We start from the raw sequence: 22,797 nt of genomic DNA, 5'->3' as shown, positions 1-22,797 counted from the left end.
TTTACAATGGCAGTAGATTTACTACTAGGATTACAATGGGGCGACGAAGGCAAAGGAAAAATTGTTGACGTTCTTACATCTAACTACAATATTATAGCACGTTTTCAAGGTGGTCCAAATGCAGGACACACTTTAGTATTTAACGGTAAAAAACACGTTTTACACACTATTCCTTCTGGAATTTTTCATGACGATGCTACCAATTTAGTAGGAAACGGTGTTGTTATTGATCCTGTAATTTTTAAAGGTGAATTAGACAAACTTGAAGAACAAAATGTAGATTATAGAAAATCTTTACACATTTCAAGAAAAGCACATATTATATTACCAACACATCGTTTATTAGATGCTGCTAGTGAAGCTTCTAAAGGTAAAGCAAAAATTGGATCAACTTTAAAAGGTATTGGTCCAACTTATATGGACAAAACGGGTAGAAACGGTATTCGTGTTGGCGATTTAGAATTAAGTGATTGGAAAGAGCGTTATAGAGCTTTGGCAGACAAACACGAAGCCATGATTAAATTCTATGATGTAGAAATTGAATACAATTTAGCAGAGTTAGAAGTTGAGTTTTTTAAAGCAGTTGATGTTTTAAAATCTTTAAAACTTATTGATTCTGAAGAATTTATATACCAAGCTCAAAAATCGGGAGAAAGCATTCTTGCTGAAGGCGCTCAGGGGTCTTTATTAGATATCGATTTTGGAACTTATCCTTTCGTAACGTCTAGTAATACAACGGCTGCTGGGGCTTGTACAGGTTTAGGCGTTGCTCCAAACCAAATTGGAGAAGTGTTTGGAATCTTTAAAGCTTACACAACACGTGTAGGTTCAGGACCATTCCCTACCGAACTATTTGATGAAGATGGTGCTGCAATGGCCAAAGTTGGTAATGAATTTGGTGCAACAACAGGACGTCCAAGACGTTGTGGTTGGTTAGACTTAGTGGCTTTAAAATACGCTTGTCAAGTTAACGGGGTAACCCAATTAATGATGATGAAAGGCGATGTACTTTCTGGTTTTAAAACTTTAAAAGTATGTACAGCTTACGAATATAAAGGTGAAACCATAACTCACTTACCTTACAATATCGAACCTGAAAACGTTCAACCGATTTATTCAGAGTTTAGCGGTTGGAACGAAGATTTAACAGAAATGTCTGAAGCTTCACAAATGCCAAAAGCTTTAAATGACTATATCGAATTTTTAGAAAAAGAATTAGAAATTCCTATTACAATCGTTTCTGTTGGACCAGATAGAAAACAGACTATTTTTAGAAAATAACTGATAATACAAGCATATCGGTAGAAATATATAAAACGTTCCAAATTAATTTTGGAACGTTTTTTTGTTTCTATATCATTAAAATATCATATAATACTATTTCTATTCTAAATTAACTGTAATAAATCGCCCTTTTTCCCTTTCTGCTTTAAAATAAAAATTAACTCTAATTAATACCATGCCTTATTTTTCTATTTCGAATAAAATAAATCATCGTTTTATTTTATAGCAAATTCAAATAAGAAATGGTATTAATCGTTATTTTTGCCACAAACTTTTACACTTTGAACAGATTACACGTTTTACTTTTTATCTTTATTATAGGTTGTATTTCAACACATAGTGCTCAAGAAAAGCGCAAAATTCAGATTGAATACGCTGGTAAACTAACTATAGACGAAGAAAACTACCCAGGCGCGAAAGTATTAACTCGCGATGATAAACAACAAGTTCATATTATACATGGAGGTTCAAATATGTGGTGCGATAAGGCCATACATTACGGACAAGAAAATTTTGTGGAAGCCTACGGTAATGTTTCGGTAAAACAGGGTGATACCATTCATATGACATCTAAGTACGTTGAATATAGTGGGATTACAGAATTAGCCTTTGCTAGTGGCGATGTTGTTTTAACCGACCCGCAATCAACCATATCATCAGACACCTTATATTTCGACCGTGTGAAACAGCAGGCGTTTTATAAAAATGGTGGTAAAGTGGTGAAAGATTCATCAGGAACCATTACCAGTAAAATTGGACGCTATTACATGGATATTAAAAAATATCAGTTTGTAAAAGATGTTGTTTTGGTTAACAAAGAATCAACCATTAATTCCGATTATTTCGATTTTTATTCTGATACTGGTTACGCTTACCTCTTTGGTCCTTCAACCATAACCACCGAAACAAGTAAAACCTACTGCGAAAAAGGATTTTACGACACAAAACAAGAGTTTGGTTACGCCATTAAAAATGCCCGAATTGATTATGATAATAGAATTGTTGAAGGCGACAGTTTATATTTTGATCATATTAAAAATTTTGCATCGGCAACCAACAATATTAAGGTTACCGACACCATCAATAAAAGTATTATAAAAGGGCATTACGCCGAAGTTTATAAGGAAAAAGATTCTTTATTCATTACAAAACACGCTTTAGCCATTACTGTTCAAGAAAATGATTCTATTTTCATGCATGCCGATAAAATAATGGTTACAGGCAAACCAGAACATCGTATTATAAATGCGTATTATAATGCGAAAATTTTTAAATCGGATATCTCTGGAAAATCAGACTCTATTTATTCTAATCAAAAAACAGGGCTAACCAAATTAATAAACCTGCCGCGTTTTTCTAATAGCGATAAATTTGCAACAACAAGAAAACCCATTCTTTGGAACTTTGAAAACCAGATGACTGGAGACACCATTCATCTTATTTCAAATCCCGAAACCGAAAAATTAGACTCCCTTTTAGTGTTTAATAATTCATTTATCATTAGCAAAGATACCTTAAGCGAAAATGGTTATAATCAAATATATGGCTTGCGTCTTGTGGGACAGTTTAATGATAAAAACACCTTAAGAGAAGTTGATATTACTAAAAATGCCGAATCTATTTTTTATGCAAGAAACGACAAGCAGGAACTTATTGGTATCGACAAAGCGAAATCTGGAAGTATTCAAATTTTGTTTGCCGAAGGTGATATCGAGGAATATTCAAGATTTAATCAAATTGATGGTAACTTATATCCAGAATCTCAATATCCCAAAAAGGAACTTTTTCTAAAAGGCTTCGATTGGCGTGATTCTGAACGTCCAAACAGTGTTGAAGATTTATTTAAAGACGATCCGCCATTAAATCTTCCGGTTATAAAGGGCCTCGAAGATTATGTGCCTTCAGGCGAGTTTTTTGATGAAGACATGCTAGAACGCATTAAATCAGCCGGAAAAACGAGCCCAGAAAACAATAAAGCGGCACGTAATATTCCTGAGAAAAAATAATAACCTCATATTTTCTAGCATACAATATGACTTCCGAATTCCTTAAATATCAAGCACAAACCTCACCACATCCATTGGGTTTGGAAATCTCTCATGCGCGTGGTTCATACATATACGACACCAACAACAAAGGCTATTTAGATTTTGTTGCAGGCGTCTCTGCTTGTCCGTTAGGGCATAATCACCCCAAAGTTGTTCATGCCATTAAGGCGCAGTTGGATAAATATATGCACGTGATGGTTTATGGGGAATACGCTCAAAAACCAGCTGTAGAACTTGCAAAGCTTTTAGCTAGCCACTTGCCTACTTCGCTTGGAAAAACCTATTTAACAAACTCGGGTACCGAAGCCATTGAAGGCGCCTTAAAATTAGCAAAACGCGCTACAGGACGCAGTGAAATAATTGCAGCAAACAAAGCTTACCACGGAAATACCATGGGATCGATGAGTGTTATGGGGGTTGAAGAACGCAAACAAGCTTTTAGACCCTTATTACCAGATGTTAAATTTATTAGCTTCAATAACGAGAATGATTTAAACCTAATAACCACTAAAACAGCCTGTGTTATTCTAGAAACCATTCAAGGTGGTGCTGGTTTTATAGAACCCAAAAATGGGTTTTTAGAAAAAGTAAGAACCCAATGCTCAAAAGTTGGGGCACTTTTAATATTAGATGAAATTCAGCCTGGTATGGGAAGAACTGGAAAGCTTTTTGGTTTTGAAAACTACAATTGCATTCCAGATATTTTAGTTACAGGAAAAGGTTTAGGCGGTGGCATGCCTATTGGCGCATTTACAGCCTCTAGCGAACTTATGGACTTGTTACAAGACAAACCCAAGTTAGGTCACATCACAACTTTTGGCGGCCATCCAATTATAGCGGCTTCGGCGTTAGCCACGTTAAAAGAAATTACAGAAAGTGATTTAATGCAACAAAGCTTAGAAAAAGAACAACTTTTTCGTGAGCAACTCGTACATCCATTAATTACCGAAATTAGAGGAAGAGGACTCATGTTAGCATTAATTACGCCTTCTGATGCTATTACAAATCAATTAATATTAACCGCTCAAGACAAAGGTTTAATTTTATTCTGGCTACTCTTCGAGCCGAAAGCGGTAAGAATTACACCACCCTTAACCATTTCTAACAGCGAAATTATAGAAGGTTGTGCTATAATTTTAGAGATTTTAGAAGAAATCCACAAAAATCAATAAAATATTAAAACACTGATTTACAGCTTTTAAAAAGAAAAACAAGCAACAAAAACAATGCCTGTTCATTACTTTGTTGAAAACATTTATCATTTTAACGACTAATCAGTAAATAGATTACTAAATTTAATCAAGTAGAACCTCACAAATGAGCTTATGGAGTTTAGTCATGATGACAACAAAAATTTGCCGCTTACCAAGTTTGAATCCATGCTTAAAACAAACCATGTTTTGTTTTTCGATTCAGAGGAGTTTGAAAATATAATTCATCACTATCTTAACCTTGGTAAAATTGCGCTTGCAAAAAAAGCGATAAAGCTAGGCTTAGATCAGCATCCAACCTCCATAAATCTCCGCCTTTTTAAAGTTGAAATATTTGTTTTTGAAGACAAACTCGTTGAAGCCGACACCCTATTAAACGAGCTTTACAGTTTAGATCCTATGAATGAAGAAATATACATTCAAAAAGCCAATATTTTTTCAAAAAAAGACGACCACGAACAAGCCATATCTGTACTTAAAAAAGCCATTAAATTAACCGATGATGTGGTCGATTTATATTCGCTTATTGGTATGGAATATTTATTTCTAGATAATTTTGAAGAAGCTAAAATCTACTTCATGAAATGTCTTGAAACCGATATCGACGACTATTCTTCCTTATACAATGTTATTTATTGTTTTGAATTTTTAGAACAAAATGAAGATGCGATTTCATATTTAAACGTGTTTTTAGATAAAAATCCTTATTGTGAAGTAGCTTGGCATCAATTAGGCAAGCAATATTATCATTTAAAAGATTACAAAAAAGCATTAGCAGCTTATGATTTTGCAATTATTTCTGATGATACTTTTGTTGGTGCTTATTTAGAGCGTGGTAAAGTTTTAGAAAAACTAAAACGCTACAAAGATGCTATTGAAAATTACACCATAACCTTAAAATTAGACGATCCAACATCATTCGCATTACTACGCATTGGGCATTGCTACGAAAAACTAAATAATGAAGAATTGGCCATTCAGTACTTCGACAGAACGGTTCATGAAGACCCATTATTAGACAAGGGCTGGATTGCAATTACCAAGTTTTACAACAAAAAACACGATTATCATAAAGCTTTATACTACATCAATAAAGCCATAAATATAGATTCTGAAAACGTTATCTATTGGAAATTATATTCGCAAATTAACCATCGATTAAGCCATTTTGAAGAAGCCGAACGCGGTTTCAAAAAAACCTTAGAATTAGGCAATTACGAATTAAATACTTGGTTATCTCGCGGCGATATTTTAATCAAACTAGGAGAGCCTGAAGCCGCTATTTATAATTTTGAGCAAGCCATCGAATTTTATCCTGATAATGCTGAAATTGAATACAGATTAGCTGGTTTATACTTTCAATTAAATGAAAATGATAAAGGGATTTTTCATTTAAAAAACGGTTTAAAACTCAACGAAGACTACGTTTTTATCATCGATGAACTCTTTCCAAAAGTCTCTAAAAAAAGATTAGTTAAGAACATACTAAAAACAAATCTGTAAGGAAACGTTTAATTAATTTGTATACCTTTGGTTTTCTTAAAAAATCAAGCATGCAAAGACGTTTAAAAGATTATTTTATCATTGCTTTTAAAGGATTAGCGATGGGCGCTGCCGATGCCGTTCCTGGAGTTTCTGGTGGTACAATTGCCTTTATTTCTGGAATTTACGAAGAATTAATTTCAACCATAAGCAATGTAAACGCATCACTTTTTAAAACACTTTTTAGCAAGGGATTTAAAGCCTTTTGGCAGCAATTAAACGGTAATTTTATTGTAGCGCTGTTATCGGGAATCGTTGTTAGTTTTGTTACTTTTATGAGGATTGCAAACTACCTATTAGAGTTTCATCCTGTTTTAATTTGGTCCTTCTTTTTCGGACTCATAATTGCCAGTATTTATTTTGTTGGAAAACAAATTACAAAATGGACAGCATCATCAATTATCGCTTTAATTCTTGGAGCCGCAGTTGCTTTTTATATTAGCAAATTACCTTCATTAGGTACAAACGATAGCGATTGGTTTTTATTTATTGCTGGTGCCATCGCCATTTGCGCCATGATTCTCCCAGGTATTTCCGGTTCATTCATACTTATTATTCTTGGTGCCTACAAAACCCTTAGTGCAGCTATTCACGATGTAGATATTAAAAAAATTATCATCTTTGGAAGTGGTGCTGTTTTAGGTTTACTAAGTTTTAGTCATGTTTTAAAATGGTTGTTTAAAAACTATCACAACTTGACATTAGCCATATTAACGGGGTTTATATTTGGTTCATTAAATAAAGTTTGGCCCTGGAAAGAAACTTTAACCTGGCACACCAATTCAAAAGGCATTAAAACACCTTTATTACAAGAAAGCGTTTCCCCTTTTGCCTTCCAAGGCGATAACCAATTGTTATTTGCAGTCATTTTAATGATTATTGGATTTTTAACTATTTTTATTCTTGAGAAACTAGGTTCAAAAAAATAAAAATGCAGCGTACCAGAACAATTACCGATAAACTTTTTCTAGTTCTAAAAGGATTAGGCATGGGAGCAGCCAATAAAGTGCCTGGCGTTTCTGGTGGGGTTGTTGCTTTTGTGGCGGGGTTTTACGAAGAGTTTATTTATTCCTTAAAAAAAGTAAACAAAAAGGCTTTTGGTTTGCTTTTAAACGGCCGATTTAAAAGTTTTTATCGCTATATAAATGGTCCTTTTTTAAGTCTGCTTTTCTTAGGCATGGTAATTAGTTTCTTTAGTATTTCAAAGGTTTTAGACTATTTAATAAAGCATTACGAATTGTATGTTTGGAGTGTTTTCTTTGGAATGATTATCGGCTCGATTTACTATATCTATAGAGATTTTAACGACTGGAAACATAAAACTTATATCGCCCTTATTATTGGTATTCTACTTGGTGTGAGTATTAGTTTTTTAAGTCCGGCAACCGAAAACGACAACCTCTGGTTTGTATTTTTATGCGGTATTATTAGTGTTTCAGGAATGACGCTCCCTGGATTCTCAGGTTCTTTTATTCTCATCCTTTTAGGAAATTATGTATTACTTTTAGTCGACTCGGTAAACGCATTATACGATACAGCTTCCGAAGTATTTACAGGCGATTTCAGTTTCATTCAAAACGAAGAACGCATTATAATGCTTAAAATATTAGCGGTTTTCACTTTAGGATCGCTAACTGGTTTAGTTTCATTTTCACACGTCCTCAGCTACATATTAAAACGTTATAAAAGCATTACATTATCATCCATAATTGGTTTTATAGTTGGCTCGTTAGGTGTTGTGTGGCCCTGGAAAACGACTATTTACAAAATTCACGAAAATGGCGAAGTATTATTAGACTCTAGAGGTCAGAAAATAATTCATAATTACGAACGCTTTATCCCAGAATTAGTACTAGAAACCTACTTAGCCATGGGCTATATTATTTTAGGAATCACTATTGTATTAGCCTTAGTATGGTTTGAACAAAAAAACAAAAAAACTACATGAACAAATTAGGACTTTTAGGTAAAAACATTTCATACTCATTCTCGAGAGCCTACTTCAAACAAAAATTTCAGGACGAACATATTGAAGACACCACTTATGTAAATTTTGATATTGAAGACATTAGTAAATTTCAAGATATTATAGAAAACACAGAAAACCTAAAAGGTTTAAACGTCACCATTCCATACAAGGAAGCCGTGATGCCTTTTCTTGATAAAATAAACAAAAAAGCTAAAGCCATTGGCGCTGTAAACACGATCAGAATTACTAAAAAAGGAAAACTAGTTGGTTATAATACAGATTGTTACGGATTCAAAAAAACCATTGAACCTTTTATAAAAAAGCATCATAAAAAAGCCCTTATTTTGGGAACTGGTGGTGCTAGTAAAGCCATTGCTTACAGCCTTAAAGAATTGAATATTTCTTATGCCTATGTCTCAAGAAAGCTCTCTGAACATGTTCAATTTTCTTATGATACCTTAACTGAAGAAGACGTTAAAAATCATGAAATCATTATTAATAGCACGCCATTAGGCACATTTCCAAATGTTGAAGAGTGTCCAAATATTCCTTACAAAGGCATAACCGATAAGCACTTGCTTTTTGATTTAATATATAATCCAGAAGAAACCACGTTTTTAACTCATGGAAAAAATCATGGAGCTACCATAATTAATGGCGCAAACATGCTAAAACTTCAAGCCGAAAAAGCTTGGTCTATTTGGGGACTTAAATAAAACCACTAATTACGTTAAATCCATGGCTTGTACTTTGTTTATACTATTCTTGTTAGTATCTTTAAAGTCAAAAGTAATTTGACGAACCTTAACATTTTTCAAAATGTCTGACAACAATAAAATACAAAAAGTAGAAGAAGTTGATGCTAATAATTCTAATGAAAAATCAATAGAATTAAATGAAAATCAAGCGATTGAAACCACGTCCAATGAAGTAGAAGACACTGTAAATTCTGTTGTTGAAGAAGACAAAAGTGAGGCCGCAAAAACTACAGACGAGCATGATGAAGTTCTTAACGAAATTGAAGAGTCTAATGCCGAAGACGCTGAAGATGAAGGCAATAAAGACCGTCATAAAATAGAAGTTAAAGATTACGACACCATGTCTTTAGAGGCATTGGCTATCGAATTAGAAAGACTTCTGGCTACTGAGAAAATTCAAGCCATTCGCACCCATGTTAATGCTATTAATACTGAGTTTAAGCTTAAATTACAGTCTATAATAGATGAAAAGAAAGAGGATTTTTTAAGTGAAGGTGGCAACGAAATTGATTTTTATTATGTATCTCCAGTTCAAAAAAGATACAAAGAAGCCTATAAAAACTACCGTAATAAACTTAACGAGCACTACCAAAGTTTAGAGAAAAACTTAAAACAAAACTTAGCCGATAAGCTCGAAATTATTGAAGAATTAAAGGGATTAATAAACGTTGAAGAAAACATAAACACCACTTATAAACATTTTAAAGAACTTCAAGAACGTTGGCGAAATACGGGACCTATTCCTCGAGATAAATACAATAATGCCTGGAATAGTTACCACCACCATGTGGAACTTTTTTACGATTTCTTACACTTAAATAGAGATCTACGCGATTTAGATTTTAAACATAATTTAGAGAAAAAATTACTAATTATCGAGCGTGCTGAAGAATTAGCAAAAGACGATAATGTGATGCGTGCCTTTAGAGAACTTCAAGAATTACACAAAATGTGGAAAGAAGAACTCGGCCCTGTTGGCAAAGAACACCGTGAAGAAATTTGGGAACGTTTTAAAGCCGCCACAAAAATAATAAACGATAAACGCCATACATACTATCAAGAAATTGATAAAGTTTACGAGAAAAACTTAGAGAAAAAACTTGATATTATCGCGCGTATTGAAGCTGTGAGCGCACAAGGAAATGGTTCTCATGGCGTATGGCAAAAAAGAATAAAACAAATTGAAGCTTTACGCGACGATTTTTTTAATGCGGGAAAAGTCCCTATTAAAGTTAACGAAAGCACTTGGGCTAAATTTAAAGATGCCGTAAGAACCTTTAACAGACAAAAAAATTCTTTTTACAAAGATTTAAAAAAGGAACAATATAAAAACCTGCAATTAAAATTAGATTTAATCAAAATTGCCGAGGATAATAAAGAGAGTGACGATTTTGAAACCGTTACACCTTTGATGAAAAAAATTCAGAGCGAGTGGAAAAAAATTGGGCATGTTCCTAGAAAAGATAGCGATAAAATTTGGAAACAGTTTAAAGCCGCTTGCAATCACTATTTCGATAGAATTCATGCTAAAAGAAATGCTGCCAATAGCGAACAAACTGAAGCATACAACAAGAAAAACGAGTTGTTAAACAGCTTAAAAGAGTTTAAACTTCCTGAAGATGTTGAAGATGGTGTTGAGGCGATTAAGCAACAAATAAAAGATTGGCAAGCTATAGGTCGCGTGCCAAGCGACAAGCGTTATATTGATGGGAAATTCCAAAAAGTGATTGATAATTTATTAGCCACTTTAAATTTAGATAAAAACGAAGCTGAAATTATTAAATACGAAAATAAATTAGACACGCTTAACGCTGCCGATGATGATAACCGAAATTTAGATAATGAACGTGTATTTATCAGAAAAAAAATAGCAGAAGTTAAAAGTCAAATTATTCAATTGCAAAATAACCTACAGTTTTTCACTAATGTTGAAGATGATAATCCGCTTGTAAAAGAAGTGCGTAACAACATAAAAATCCATCAAGAATCTTTAGATTTATGGAAAACGAAACTTAGAAAAATTAAAGATCTCTATTAGATATTTAAACTTTTTATAAAACCGAAAACCCTGTAAATATTAAATATCTACAGGGTTTTACTATATATAATGATTTAGTTGGGGGCGCATTAAATTTTCAATTGTTTGTTTAAAAAGAGCTACCGATACGTACTGAAACCCATCAGCAGCTTTATTAACCTTAAACCAAACTATATGAAAAACTGTAATCTGTTATAATTACTCTACAAATTTACGACTGATTACTAGAAAATATTGCGACATGCTATGTCGTGTGGTGACTCCTATATTTTCAAAACATAATTGGAATTGTATTATTTGATGATTCAATTGTTCCGTAGGATTTCAGAGGAATTGAGAAATAGAATTTAAATCACGATGATAGGTTCTCGTCTGCGCTCGAACACTCTTATATTTGAAATATACTTTCTTTTTTAAAGTAACTAAAAACAGTTCTTTTAATCTCTGAAAAAAACCGAAAACCCTGTAAATAATGAATATCTACAGGGTTTTACTATATATAATGATCTACTTGGGCGACTTTAAATTTCCTATTGTTTGTAAAAAAAAGCTACTGATTCGTACTGAAACCCATCAGCAGTTTTATTAACATTAAACCAAACTATATGAAAAACTGTAATCTGTTTCAATTACTCTACAAATTTACGGCTGATTAAAACAAAAACTTGCGACATGCTATGTCGTGTGGTGACTCATGTATTTTCAAAACATAATTGGAACTAAATTGTTAGCTGCTACTTCTAACTAAGTCGAAAAGTTATACTTAAATCAAAAGCATTTGTTCTCGGCTGCGCTCCTATTATAGAATGCTTTAAACTTGTTTGCATTCTGTAAAGCATTAAAAAACACAAGTATTGTAGAACACCTCCCTTAATCCCTCCTTATTAGGAGGGAAACTGTTGCGTATGAGTTTCTCCTTTATAAAGAGAAGATTAAGAGCTGTGTTAATAGCGTTTAAAAGTAAAGAAGATTACAAGCTTAGAAAGTTAAAAGGAGCGTTATAAAAAAGCAGGTTCTAAATTATAATTTCAAACTACAAAGCTACATAATACACTGAAAATAAATCGCTTATGTTTTTTATCACAAATTAATGGTATAAAATCAACTACAGGGATACTGAAATAATCATTTTTAGAAAGCAATACTATATTTTTGTATTATGATTTCAATTAAATCCCAAACAACCATTGCCTATATCTATTTTTTAATAGCAGCAGTGTTTGGTGTTTTTTTAAGAGCACTTCACGTTTTTGATTTTGATGTTAATTATAGACACATCGTTCATGGGCATTCGCATATTGCTTTACTAGGTTGGGTATACCTTTGTTTAACCACTTTGCTTTATCATTTTTTCATTTCAAAAAATGAGGATTTAAACCAAAAGCACCAACGTATTTTCATTTTTACACAATGTACTTTGGTTGGTATGATGCTCACGTTCCCGTTTCAAGGTTATGCCTTGTTTTCAATTATATTTTCAACACTTTTTCTATTTGCTTCTTATTGGTTCACATGGTTTTTTGTGAAAAATTCATCTTCAACACTTAAAAAATCAGCATGTTATCCTTACATAAAAGCATCGCTTTATTATCTTGTTTTATCGAGTATTGGTCCGTGGGCATTAGGGGGCATTATGACTATCTTAGGACCTGGATCTATTTGGTACCGTCTGGCCATTTACTTTTATTTGCACTTTCAGTATAACGGCTGGATGCTATTGGCCTTAATCGGAATCTTCATTTATATATTTGAAAACAAAGGTGCTACGCTTCCGCGGAAGCAAAACAAACGCTTTTTTATAGCACTAAATATAAGTGTGTTGCTTACCTTGTTTTTATCGGCATTATGGACTAAACCAATCGGTTTTGTATATGTATTAAGTGGCGCAGGTGGGTTATTACAACTGGTTTGCTTTATGTATGCGCTTGGTTATATAAAAATGAAGTGGGCTAATCTACAAGCTGCTTTTACTTCTACTGAAATTTTTATGTTTAAAACTGTTATGTGTGTTTTAGGCTTAAAACTAATTATACAATTTTTAGGAGCCATCCCCTATTTTTCAAATCTAAGCGCGACAATTATCGAGTTAACCATTGCTTATTTACATTGGATTTTTTTAGGACTAATAAGCATGAGTTTATTCTTAATTTTGAGTGTATCAAAACTGTTCAACATTACTTCAAACGCATTTAAGTTTTACCTCCTAGGCTTTATACTTACCGAAGGACTCATCATTTATAAAGGCATTGACGTTTGGTCTGGAAAATTTAGTATTCCCGATTATTATAATGAAGGCTTGTTAATTGCTAGTATCATGCTGTTTTTGAGTATTTTTTATGTTTTTCAGAAAAATATATCGAAGAAATCAACAGCGTAAATCTTTTTGTGTTCAGTCTTAAATTATAAATTCAATAAGATCGAGTTGTTCCCGTATTACTGTTTGTTACAAAAACGAAAACCCTGTAAATAACGAATATCTACAGGGTTTTACTATATATAATGATCTACTTGGGCTACTTTAAATTTCCTATTGTTTGTAAAAAAAGCTACTGATTTGTTCTGAAACCCATCAGCAGCTTTACTAACCTTAAACCAAACTATATGAAAAACTGTAATCTGTATCAATTACTCTACAAATTTACGACTGATTACTAGAAAATATTGCGACATGCTATGTCGTGTGGTGACTCCTATATTTTCAAAACATAATTGGAATTGTATTATTTGATGATTTAGTTGTTCCGTAGGATTTGAGTGGAATTGAGAAATAGAATTTAAATCACGATGATAGGTTCTCGGCTGCGCTCGAACACCCTTAAATTTGAATTTTACATTCTTTTTAAAGCAACTAAAAACAGTTCATTTAATCTTTGTAAAAAAACGAAAACCCTGTAAATAACGAATATCTACAGGGTTTTACTATATATAATGATCTACTTGGGCAACTTTAAATTTCCTATTGTTTGTAAAAAAAGCTACTGATTTGTTCTGAAACCCATCAGCAGCTTTACTAACCTTAAACCAAACTATATGAAAAACTGTAATCTGTTTCAATTACTCTACAAATTTACGGCGGATTAAAACAAAAACTTGCGACATGCTATGTCATAACAAATTTTTATCTATAATTATTTTGAACAGAACAACACTGTAATAAACTCATTATCAATAAGAAATAATCTAAAATGATATTTTATAACTGATATTAGGAATTACTAAGGCTTCTCTATAGGCTTCAACACGATTGGTTTTAATATTAAACCTGTGTCCTTGAAATTCTTCAAAACTAGTGGCATTTAAAATTTTAAAAGAAAGTTGGCTGCTCGTTTTCTTCTTATTCCATTCGTAATTTGCTGTAAAATTTAAAATGAGAGCAGGTTCTAATTGTTCTGTAAAAGGGGTTGTTTCATTGTAAACCACATCTTGTTCTATTGAAGATGCCGAATCATCAATAATAGAATACCTATCCCCTCCTAAAATGCTAGATTTAAAGTTTAAACTGAGTAGTTTTGGTACTTTTTTACCAATTTTAAACTCTTTTCCAATTAATGCATTAACAATAAAATTTTTATTAAATCTCGTGTTATACCAAGTATTGGTATCTGTTTTATATTTAGAATCGAAAATTGAAGCAGAAACTAAATAATAAAAACCATGAGTTACATATTGCTCTAAGGTTAAGTCTACTCCATAATTTTGTCCTACACCATTATTCACGTAGGTTTCATTTATAAACCAATCATTTTGTAAATTTAAAAGGGAGGTTGTTGAATTTTCTATAACAGGAATGTTGAATAAATATTGAAAATAAGGTTCAATTTTAAGATGTGTTTTTTCTGTGATATTTAAATCGTAAGCGAGAACAAAATGATGCGCTTTCGAGAAATCTAAATTTTTATTTGCCTGCGCATAATCATCTGGACTTGTATTTGCAAAATAAATATTTATAGGTTCTATTCTACTATGTAAGCCATAGCCAAAACTTAATGCATTAGTTGCATTCAACTGATGACTTACACCTAAACGTGGTTCGATGGTGTAATTATTATTTAGCGTAAAGAGTTGGGCATTCAATCCCAAATTGATTTTCCATTTTTTAAGGGATATGGAAGACGCCGAATACGCAGATAACAAAGCACTCATACCATTTTCTGCAACTACTGTATTTAAATGATTTGCAGATTTGTCTGCGTCTTTAATATCCAAATTATACCCTATTCCTCTCACTAGGATTCCCGTTTTATTAGTGTGGTTGGCGTTAATTTTTTTATTATAAAAAGACTTAAACGTGACGTTATAATTTGTGCTTTTAATTTTATTTTCGGGTTGTAAATTTGAAGCGTTATCTAGCCTTTCTGTGTATAAATCAATCCCGTTTGTAGAGTATGCCATGGTACTGTTTAAGTAGGCCGAGTTTTTAAACACTAACTTATGGTTTAAACCAAAAGCGCCCATAAATTGCTTAACGTCTTGCTTTTCAGTATCTTGATAATAGTTTTGATTATCGATTTCGGTCTCTGGAATTGCTCCAGATTTATCCATTAACCCAATTCCCCAAAGCTCGAACAAACCAGCATTTTTTGAAGGTAATTTTAGCTTAAATGATAAATCTTGATAATTCGTTCCTTGAGCATCTTCAGGAAGTAAACTAGACACAAGGCCTAAGGTAGAATAACGGTAATTTACTAAGTAAGACGCATTACTTTTTTTACTCAAAGGGCCTTCAGAAGCAACATCAATTCCTATAAGTCCAATCCCAACACTGTGTTCAAACTCTGTACTATTTCCGCTTCTCATATTTATATCGAAAACCCCAGAAAGCGCATTATTATATTCAGCTGGAAAGGCGCCGGTATAAAAGTCGGAATTTGCTAACAAATTACTACTTAAAGCTGTTAATCCGCCGCCACCAAAAGCGCCCAAATCTGCAAAATGATTGGGGTTAGGTATTTCTACACCTTCAATTTTCCATTGCATAAATTTTGGGGCATTTCCTCGAATTACTAGTGCATTGTTACCTACACTACTTGCAACACCAGGAAAAGAGGCTGCTAAACGTGCTGGATCGTCAAACGCACCTGCGTAACGTTTAGCTTCTTCAACACTTAACATTCTTGCACTTACCGTTGCCATAGGGTTTAAGGGCTTTTCCTTTATAACTCTAGGTTTAATAACAATTTCATTTAGCGAATAGGCGTTCTCTTCAAGCCTAACATTTAAAACAACTTCTTTTGCAGAAGTAACTACAACTTCTGGTTGTATTACAGACTGATAGCCTAAAAATGAAATCTCCAAGTCATATCTTCCAACCGAAACGTTTTCAATAGTATAATATCCATCACTATTAGAGGTTGTGCCAATAACTGGATTCGTATCCAGAATTATAATGGTTGCAAAAGCAAGAGGCTCTCGAGAAGCCTCATCAATAATTCTTCCCTTTATGGTTTGTGTTAAATTTTGAGAAAAAATAACAAATGACGTTAATGAAAATAATTGAAATAAAAGAAACCTTTTCATAGCTAAGTTTTAAAATGAATAGCAAAACTAGATATTAAGGCTGCTTTAGGCGTTCTTGCTTATATATAAGAACAAATTTGATAAATAAAATCAAACTATTGATTATCAATCAATTAAAACGATTGATAAGTTTGATTTTATAAAGTAGAACTTCTTTTTTTAAACTCTGAAGGTGTTTGAGAACTAATTTTTTTAAAAGTTGTATTGAATGAGGTTTTCGAGTTAAATCCAGCTTCAAAAGCGATTCCCATTATAGATAAGTGATTTTTTTCTTCGGATAGAAGTAATTCTTTAACTTTTTCAACTCTATACCTATTTACAAACATGAAAAAGTTTTCATTAAATCCGGAATTAATCACATAGGAAAGTTGGTGTGCTGGTATATTAATTTGTTGAGCTAATTTAACAAGATTTAATTCTGGATCTAAATATGGTTTTTGACTCTCCATTAGTTGAAGAAGCTTGGTTTTTAAAGCATCTAAATCTTGATCGGAAATAAGTTTTCGCTTTGAAATATCAGAATCATCAGCAGTTATTTGATTGTCTTTTATTATAAATATTTCCTTTTGCTTTAGTGCATTGTAGGCCACAAAAATGATAATAACGAAAGAAACAATATTGGCAAATAAGTTTAAATCGGCATCAACAAATAATATATTATATACGCCAATAAAAATACTAAGTACAAATAATGATATAATGATATATTCTATCCAATTAAGGTTTATTTCGCTTGTGTTTGAAGCGAATAACTCTATTTCTACTTTGTAGCGTTTAATTTTTAAATAAGACGCTACAATAAAATAAATGGCCTGTATTATAATTAACACATTTAGTGAAACGGCAATAAGATTACCATACACCGCATCTTGCTGAACCATTAAACCGACAAGGAAAATTAGAGGAAATATTAAATATTTAAAATCTGAGGTCTTAAATTTAAAATCTGGATTTGTGTAATAAACGACACTAAAATAGAAAAATATAGGTGTTAAAAATCGAAGAAAACGAATACAGGTAAGCAAATTATAATTTAATAAGTCGCTCTTAATAAGGATGAAAATTTCTTCGATCCAAAACATAGACCAGAGAAACAAAAATAACCCAAACCACAAATTAGCCTTTTTATTTACCCTTAAAGGGTTCGATATCAACAAAAAGGAGAGTAATACTAACGCTCCATAAGCAATAATTACAAAGTAAGTATTTATTGTATTTATAATCATTTAACCGTTATTTATTTAACCTTTCTAGGTTTATAAAGCGTAATATACTTATGATTATTATAAAATTGAAAATTAAAAATCTGTTATATTTTAAACAGGTGTTAAACCCAAAACTCATCTGAAATATTATCTTTAAAATCATGCGTTTGGTGCACAGATTCAATAAAATCGAGTTGTTCCTGTGTTGCTACTTTTTGGATGTCGTTAAAAAGTTCGCGTTCTTCAAAACGAATATGTTTAATTAAGGCTTTTTCAATATGTTGTAAAGTGCTTTTAGAAGCTTCGTTTTTCGAGAATAGCGCTCTAAGTTCAGTATGTTGATCTAGAGCTTTTTTAACTAATTCGTTGGAGTTTCCCAATATTGGAAAAACATGATTTTCTTCAATTTTGAAGTGCGGACAAAGATGCGTGTTATAAAACCAATTGGCGTAAGCGTTAATTCTTTTTGGAGAAACATTTTTAGCTAAGCCTGTTTTAATTTTCCAAGACAATAGCAGGCCATGATGATGTTCTCTGCTAAGTGGTTGCAGTGCTTTTACTCTTTTAATGCCTTTAGGTGTATTCATGTTATGAGGGATTGAAAATGATTAAATTTCTGAAGTTTTCTATATAAAAACCTACCGCTTATAAAGATACAAAACAAAAAAACAGCATGTAAACATTCTACAAGCCAAAAGTATTACCTATTCGAACATAGCAACCACGCGTGCAGGAGCCGCCGAAGCTCCAACTATTTTTAATGGAAAAACAGCAATTTTAAAACCTTCATACGGCAGGGCATCTAAATTTACAAGTTGTTCCATGTGGCAATATTCTTTATCTCTACCTACTAAATGAGCTTCCCAAAACAGTTCAGAATTGTTAGTTTCTTTAGCTTTTTTCAGCATATAGGGCAAGGGTAAATCCCATCCCCAAGCATCAATGCCCATTACCTTTATTCCTTGATCGATTAACAAAGCCGTAGCTTCGGCAGACATGCCCGTTCCTATTTTATGAAAATCTTTGGTGCCATTAAATTTATCCCGTCCTGTTTTAATTAGTACAATCATTCCGGGTTTAACCGTTAAATTATTTAGCTTCAAAAAATCTTCAATATCCATTTTGGTAATGGGGTCGAAATCTGCTTTATGGGTCATATCAATAACCAATCCGTCACCAAAACACCATTCTAGCGGAACCTCATCAATGGTTTTCGATTTCTTGCCATTTGTAGTTGGCGAATAATGCCACGGTGCATCGATATGTGTGGTCGCATGAACACCCATTTTTTCGATCGTATCATCGGCCCAACCATTAAAATGTTTCGGAAACAATTTAAGCGGAAGCCCTAAAAAACGGATTAGTAATTTCGATTTTCGGTGTGGTTTATGTTTTATTTTAACTTTCATAAACCATGGGTCCGACTTATTGTACTGTATGGGTTTCGATAAATCTATAATTTTCATAGGAGGTTTTACTGCTTAATCAATTTCTTACTAATGGTACTATTTCTTTTAGCATAACCAAAATAAGTAAAGGATTAAATATATCGCTTTCATATTTACTAAAAAAATAGGAACTGGGAATTGAGTTTGTATTATTTACACATACTCAACATGTGGTTTTTTACTTCTGTTTTTCCATTTTTCTTTTAGCTGCATGGGTTGTTCTGAATGAAATTCAAAACTTTGAACCTTCATTTCGATATATTTTACAGACCTTTCAGGTTTTTAAAACACTATTTTTCGGAAATTGAAAGCTCTTATGTTTTTATAGTTTTAACCCTCCTAATTTCGATGAAATCGAAATTTTCCTCCCTTCAAAACGAAAGGAGGAGCAAGTTTTATTAATGTTTTCTAGAACAAACTAAATCTTATTAATCTATTTTAATTAAAATTTTGTATTCAATACACTTATTTTTAAAAACCTGAAAGGTCTTTTTCGAAAATACTTCTTTGAGTCGCAACCCCAACTTATGAAACTGGTATAATTAGGAGAAGCCACATTTTTCTATATTATCCTATTAGCGCGAACTTGTAGTCCATGCCTAAATCCATACCTCTATAACACTCATTTTACCCCAAATACCAATAAAGCTTAAAAGTAAATAGATCTATTAAATTCAACTAAAAAACACTTTACTTTCTTTAAACTTTCTTATGACTATCCTCAGTTAATAAAAAAGCTACTACATCTTAGTTAAAGCTTTCTTGTTTATCACTTATTAGAGCGGGCACGGACTACAAGTCCGCGCTAGCGGGGTTACTTGGTTGGCATACTGATTTAGAATTGACTGACAAACTATGAATATAATTAAAAAGGTGGCACGTATGACTGATAAAGCCAAGGATTATGTCTAATGTCTATCCTTTAATTGATGCTTTTATCGCTAAAAATAAACTTAAAGGGCTGGTGTGATACCTCTCTCTTTTTCTATAAGACCTTCGTAATAACCAAACTTGGGGTAATCTTCCCAATTAGATGAGATATCAACTTTACTTTTAGATTGTTTCTCTATTTGTTCATTTGTTTGGGTATTTCTTTCTATAATTGTTAACTGCCCATCAATAGTAAAAACATAACTGACAGTTTTATACGCTTTTTCATTATCATCTTTAAATTCCCAAATGTTTACTGTCGATAAAAAAAGCTTGTTTTCAGGTATTTCTTTTTGCCATTTTGACGAATCATCAAATCCATTAAAAGCATAAGACATATAAGTTCTTTTTAAATTATCTAAAAAATGAACTCTAAAAAAGCCCTTGTTCGTTTCAATATGAGATATAGGGGTTTCATTATCAAAAACAGTAACGAAATAAATTAAATTATTATCATGAGCGTATTTGGCTGATTCTTCTAAAAGAGCTTCATTTTTTTCTTTTCTTTTATTGAAAACAGTTTTGTTATACCCATCTAGCACCTCTATAGATAATGGCACACTCTGTATTTTTTTTCTTCTAGTCCAACGCTGATATAAATATCTCCTCATAATCAATTATAAACTGTTCCTTGCACGTCCCTAATATCTATATCCCATTTGGTAGCTTCATCCAGTAAGCTTTGTGGTATTGGGTTATTTTGTACAGGAACCTCTAAAATCATTTGTCCATCTATCTCTATAATATTCTCCAAAGAAGCATTAGAACCTCCTGCTTTGTTTGAAGGCACATCAGCAATCTTTGTTCCTGGTGGGTACTTATCTTTTAATTCTTGAATATATTTTATTCCTGTTGACTCTTGTATGTCAGAAAATTGAGTGTATTTTCTTGAAACAATCTCTCCGCTAGCGCGGACTTGCAGTCCGTGCCTAAAATCCACACCTCTATAACACTCATTTAACCCCAAACACCCTTAAAAACTTAAAAGTAAATAGATCTATTAAATTCAACTAAAAAAACACCTTACTTTCTTTAAACCTTGTTATGACTATCGTCAGTTAATAAAAAAAGACACTACATCTTTGTTAAAGCTTTCTTGTTTATCACTTATTAGAGCGGGCACGGACTACAAGTCCGCGCTAGCGGGTTAGAATTTCTTACTTCAAGTGTGTCCTTGTAAATCATTTTTGCTTTGAAAATAGGATTGTAAACCTTAATACTAACGTTTTAATACAATCAATATTTATATTCTGATATTCTTGACCAAATAAAGAAATAGTGTTATAAGTATTGCCCAAGGTAAAAATCTAAAATTTGTTATCATTTTTGTTTTTTTTTAATTTATAAAAGATCATTCCTGCCGTTGTGTTAATCAGTAATAAGGAGATAATTATAAATATTAATTTAGTATAATATTTTTCTTTATTTAAATTAACATTACGATTGGTATTCAACAAGGTAAGTTTACCATCCTGTCTTTAAAAGTTATTTGATGCGGTCTAATCGTTTCTTGTTTTATATGTTTCATCTCAACTTTTTCAGGCAAACTACCTTCAGTAAAGGCTTCAGCCTCTATACATTCAAAATTATTTATTAATTTCATTATTTACAAAACTTAAAATGATCTAATTGTTTACTAAAATCTTCTATTTTCATATTTCCAATTTGTTCCTCTTTTAGCATAGCACTGAAGTATTTCGCAATCATTTTTTTGTTTCATTATAAAATTCATTGAAAGTAATTATTATAATTTTTCTAGTTTTTCCCTTATACTTTCTGTTAAAATTGGTTGCTCCCAAATACCATGTATGTAGGTGAAACCCGGACCCAATTGGTCGTTCATTTGTGCTGTTTCATCAGGATTATCTCTGTAAAACTCAATAATTAGATATTCCTTTTCTTTAAAATTAATTAATGTTAAATTTCCGTTTTGCCCATAAGTTGTATTTATATTGGCTGTATAATAACCTTTATACGCTTTACTTTCACAATAATTAAATTGATAGGTGTTTGATAAAAAATCTAAATCATTAAAATCAAAATAGCCTTTGGCAAAAGAGTTTACTATTAATCTTTTAGTGTATATATCCATTTTTTTCCTATCTATAGGAGTTAATACATCATTTTCATTGAGTAAAAATATTTTTGGACGTTTAAATTCATTACCAATTTCTCCTGTCTTGATACTATCATTTTCTAATAATGCTTCCTTGTATTTAAAATATTTAATAACCTTCATTTATTTACAGAATTTAAATTGGTCTATTTGCTTACTAAAATCAGTTATGAGGTGTTTCCAAAGTCTTTACAACATTATATAGTCCTTCTTCCTTCAAACATGAAAACCAGTTAACCCGCTAGCGCGGACTTGTAACTTAAATCTATGCTAGCGGAAATAGCAATAATGTCTTGTGTTTCTCTGTCAAAACATCAATCATTAGCACAATCCATTTCTTGTTCCATTTGATGAATTATATGTTCGTTTATTCTATCCAAAAAAACATCCGAATTTATCATTTTTTATAGTCTCAATCATTTCATCCAAATTTGTCGATATCGGAAACGGATCGTAAAGTGCCCATTTACCACTTGCACGCATCCAATAAAGGTTCCATTCTCCTCGTGATTTATAAAACCTGATTTTAGCAAACTCAAAATGTTCTAATTCATTTGGGTTGTCCCAAGCTGGACGAATTTCATACAGAATAACAATTTTTCCGTCATAAGAATACCCATAATCAATTTGTTTTCTCAACGCCTCGTTTTCTGGACGTATAGATTCTATATACTTTTTTATTAAAAATTCGTTTATATCAATGGTTGTTTCTTTTGTCATTTCTAGTAAAA

At 32.2% G+C, this 22,797-nt stretch carries 17 protein-coding genes; 9 read left to right on the top strand and 8 right to left on the bottom strand.

The features are described 5' to 3' along the window. Positions 1 to 6: 6 nt before the first annotated feature. The 9 genes from H6X70_RS14165 (at position 7) to H6X70_RS14125 (ending at position 13,227) form a co-directional block, all read left to right on the top strand. A complete protein-coding gene (locus tag H6X70_RS14165; RefSeq protein ID WP_194768348.1) occupies positions 7 to 1,281 on the top strand; it encodes an adenylosuccinate synthase in 1,275 nt (424 codons plus the stop codon). 284 nt (positions 1,282 to 1,565) lie between these two features. Beyond that, positions 1,566 to 3,290: an OstA-like protein gene (locus tag H6X70_RS14160; RefSeq protein WP_228530384.1), complete on the top strand. Its 1,725-nt coding sequence runs from the start codon at positions 1,566 to 1,568 to the stop codon at positions 3,288 to 3,290. 26 nt (positions 3,291 to 3,316) lie between these two features. Further along, complete coding sequence (locus H6X70_RS14155) at positions 3,317 to 4,504, top strand: aspartate aminotransferase family protein (RefSeq protein ID WP_194768346.1); 1,188 nt, start codon at positions 3,317 to 3,319, stop codon at positions 4,502 to 4,504. Between the two features lie 153 nt (positions 4,505 to 4,657). Continuing rightward, entirely contained in the window at positions 4,658 to 6,046 is a 1,389-nt protein-coding gene (locus tag H6X70_RS14150; RefSeq protein ID WP_194768345.1) for a tetratricopeptide repeat protein, read from the top strand. A gap of 50 nt (positions 6,047 to 6,096) precedes the next feature. Continuing rightward, positions 6,097 to 7,014, top strand: coding sequence for a DUF368 domain-containing protein (locus tag H6X70_RS14145; protein WP_194768344.1), 918 nt, complete (start codon positions 6,097 to 6,099; stop codon positions 7,012 to 7,014). Positions 7,015 to 7,016: 2 nt separating this feature from the next. Next, entirely contained in the window at positions 7,017 to 8,033 is a 1,017-nt protein-coding gene (locus tag H6X70_RS14140) for a DUF368 domain-containing protein (protein ID WP_194768343.1), read from the top strand. Beyond that, positions 8,030 to 8,770 (top strand): shikimate dehydrogenase family protein, encoded by a 741-nt coding sequence (locus H6X70_RS14135; RefSeq protein ID WP_194768342.1) that lies wholly within the window; start codon positions 8,030 to 8,032, stop codon positions 8,768 to 8,770. The genes H6X70_RS14140 and H6X70_RS14135 overlap by 4 nt, the downstream gene beginning before the upstream one ends. 103 nt (positions 8,771 to 8,873) lie before the next feature. Further along, the gene (locus H6X70_RS14130) at positions 8,874 to 10,850 is read left to right on the top strand and encodes a DUF349 domain-containing protein (protein WP_194768341.1); all 1,977 of its coding nucleotides are present in this window, start codon (positions 8,874 to 8,876) and stop codon (positions 10,848 to 10,850) included. Between the two features lie 1,159 nt (positions 10,851 to 12,009). Beyond that, complete coding sequence (locus tag H6X70_RS14125; protein WP_194768340.1) at positions 12,010 to 13,227, top strand: hypothetical protein; 1,218 nt, start codon at positions 12,010 to 12,012, stop codon at positions 13,225 to 13,227. Positions 13,228 to 14,030: 803 nt separating this feature from the next. On the opposite strand, the gene H6X70_RS14120 is transcribed toward H6X70_RS14125, so the two are convergent. The 8 genes from H6X70_RS14120 to H6X70_RS14085 form a co-directional block, all read right to left on the bottom strand. Further along, positions 14,031 to 16,367 (bottom strand): TonB-dependent receptor, encoded by a 2,337-nt coding sequence (locus H6X70_RS14120; RefSeq protein ID WP_194768339.1) that lies wholly within the window; start codon positions 16,365 to 16,367, stop codon positions 14,031 to 14,033. 137 nt (positions 16,368 to 16,504) lie between these two features. Then, positions 16,505 to 17,248, bottom strand: coding sequence for a helix-turn-helix domain-containing protein (locus H6X70_RS14115; RefSeq protein ID WP_228530383.1), 744 nt, complete (start codon positions 17,246 to 17,248; stop codon positions 16,505 to 16,507). A gap of 446 nt (positions 17,249 to 17,694) precedes the next feature. After that, the gene (locus H6X70_RS14110; protein WP_194768337.1) at positions 17,695 to 18,159 is read right to left on the bottom strand and encodes a hemerythrin domain-containing protein; all 465 of its coding nucleotides are present in this window, start codon (positions 18,157 to 18,159) and stop codon (positions 17,695 to 17,697) included. 117 nt (positions 18,160 to 18,276) lie between these two features. Further along, entirely contained in the window at positions 18,277 to 19,038 is a 762-nt protein-coding gene (locus H6X70_RS14105; RefSeq protein WP_194768336.1) for a cyclase family protein, read from the bottom strand. Positions 19,039 to 19,973: 935 nt separating this feature from the next. Next, positions 19,974 to 20,510, bottom strand: a complete 537-nt coding sequence (locus H6X70_RS14100; RefSeq protein ID WP_228530382.1) for a hypothetical protein — start codon at positions 20,508 to 20,510, stop codon at positions 19,974 to 19,976. 53 nt (positions 20,511 to 20,563) lie between these two features. Beyond that, a complete protein-coding gene (locus H6X70_RS14095; protein WP_194768334.1) occupies positions 20,564 to 20,740 on the bottom strand; it encodes a hypothetical protein in 177 nt (58 codons plus the stop codon). Positions 20,741 to 21,694: 954 nt separating this feature from the next. Beyond that, positions 21,695 to 22,189 (bottom strand): hypothetical protein, encoded by a 495-nt coding sequence (locus H6X70_RS14090; protein WP_194768333.1) that lies wholly within the window; start codon positions 22,187 to 22,189, stop codon positions 21,695 to 21,697. A 249-nt stretch (positions 22,190 to 22,438) separates the two neighbouring features. Beyond that, on the bottom strand, positions 22,439 to 22,786 hold the full coding sequence (locus H6X70_RS14085; protein ID WP_194768332.1) for a DUF3024 domain-containing protein: 348 nt from the start codon (positions 22,784 to 22,786) through the stop codon (positions 22,439 to 22,441). Positions 22,787 to 22,797 lie beyond the last annotated feature (11 nt).

Origin of the sequence: Tamlana sp. I1 (genome assembly GCF_015355625.1) — a bacterium.
In the GTDB taxonomy this organism is placed as follows: Bacteria; Bacteroidota; Bacteroidia; order Flavobacteriales; family Flavobacteriaceae; genus Pseudotamlana.
Note: the sequence above shows the minus strand (reverse complement) of the source record. Positions and strands in the feature narration are given on the sequence as shown.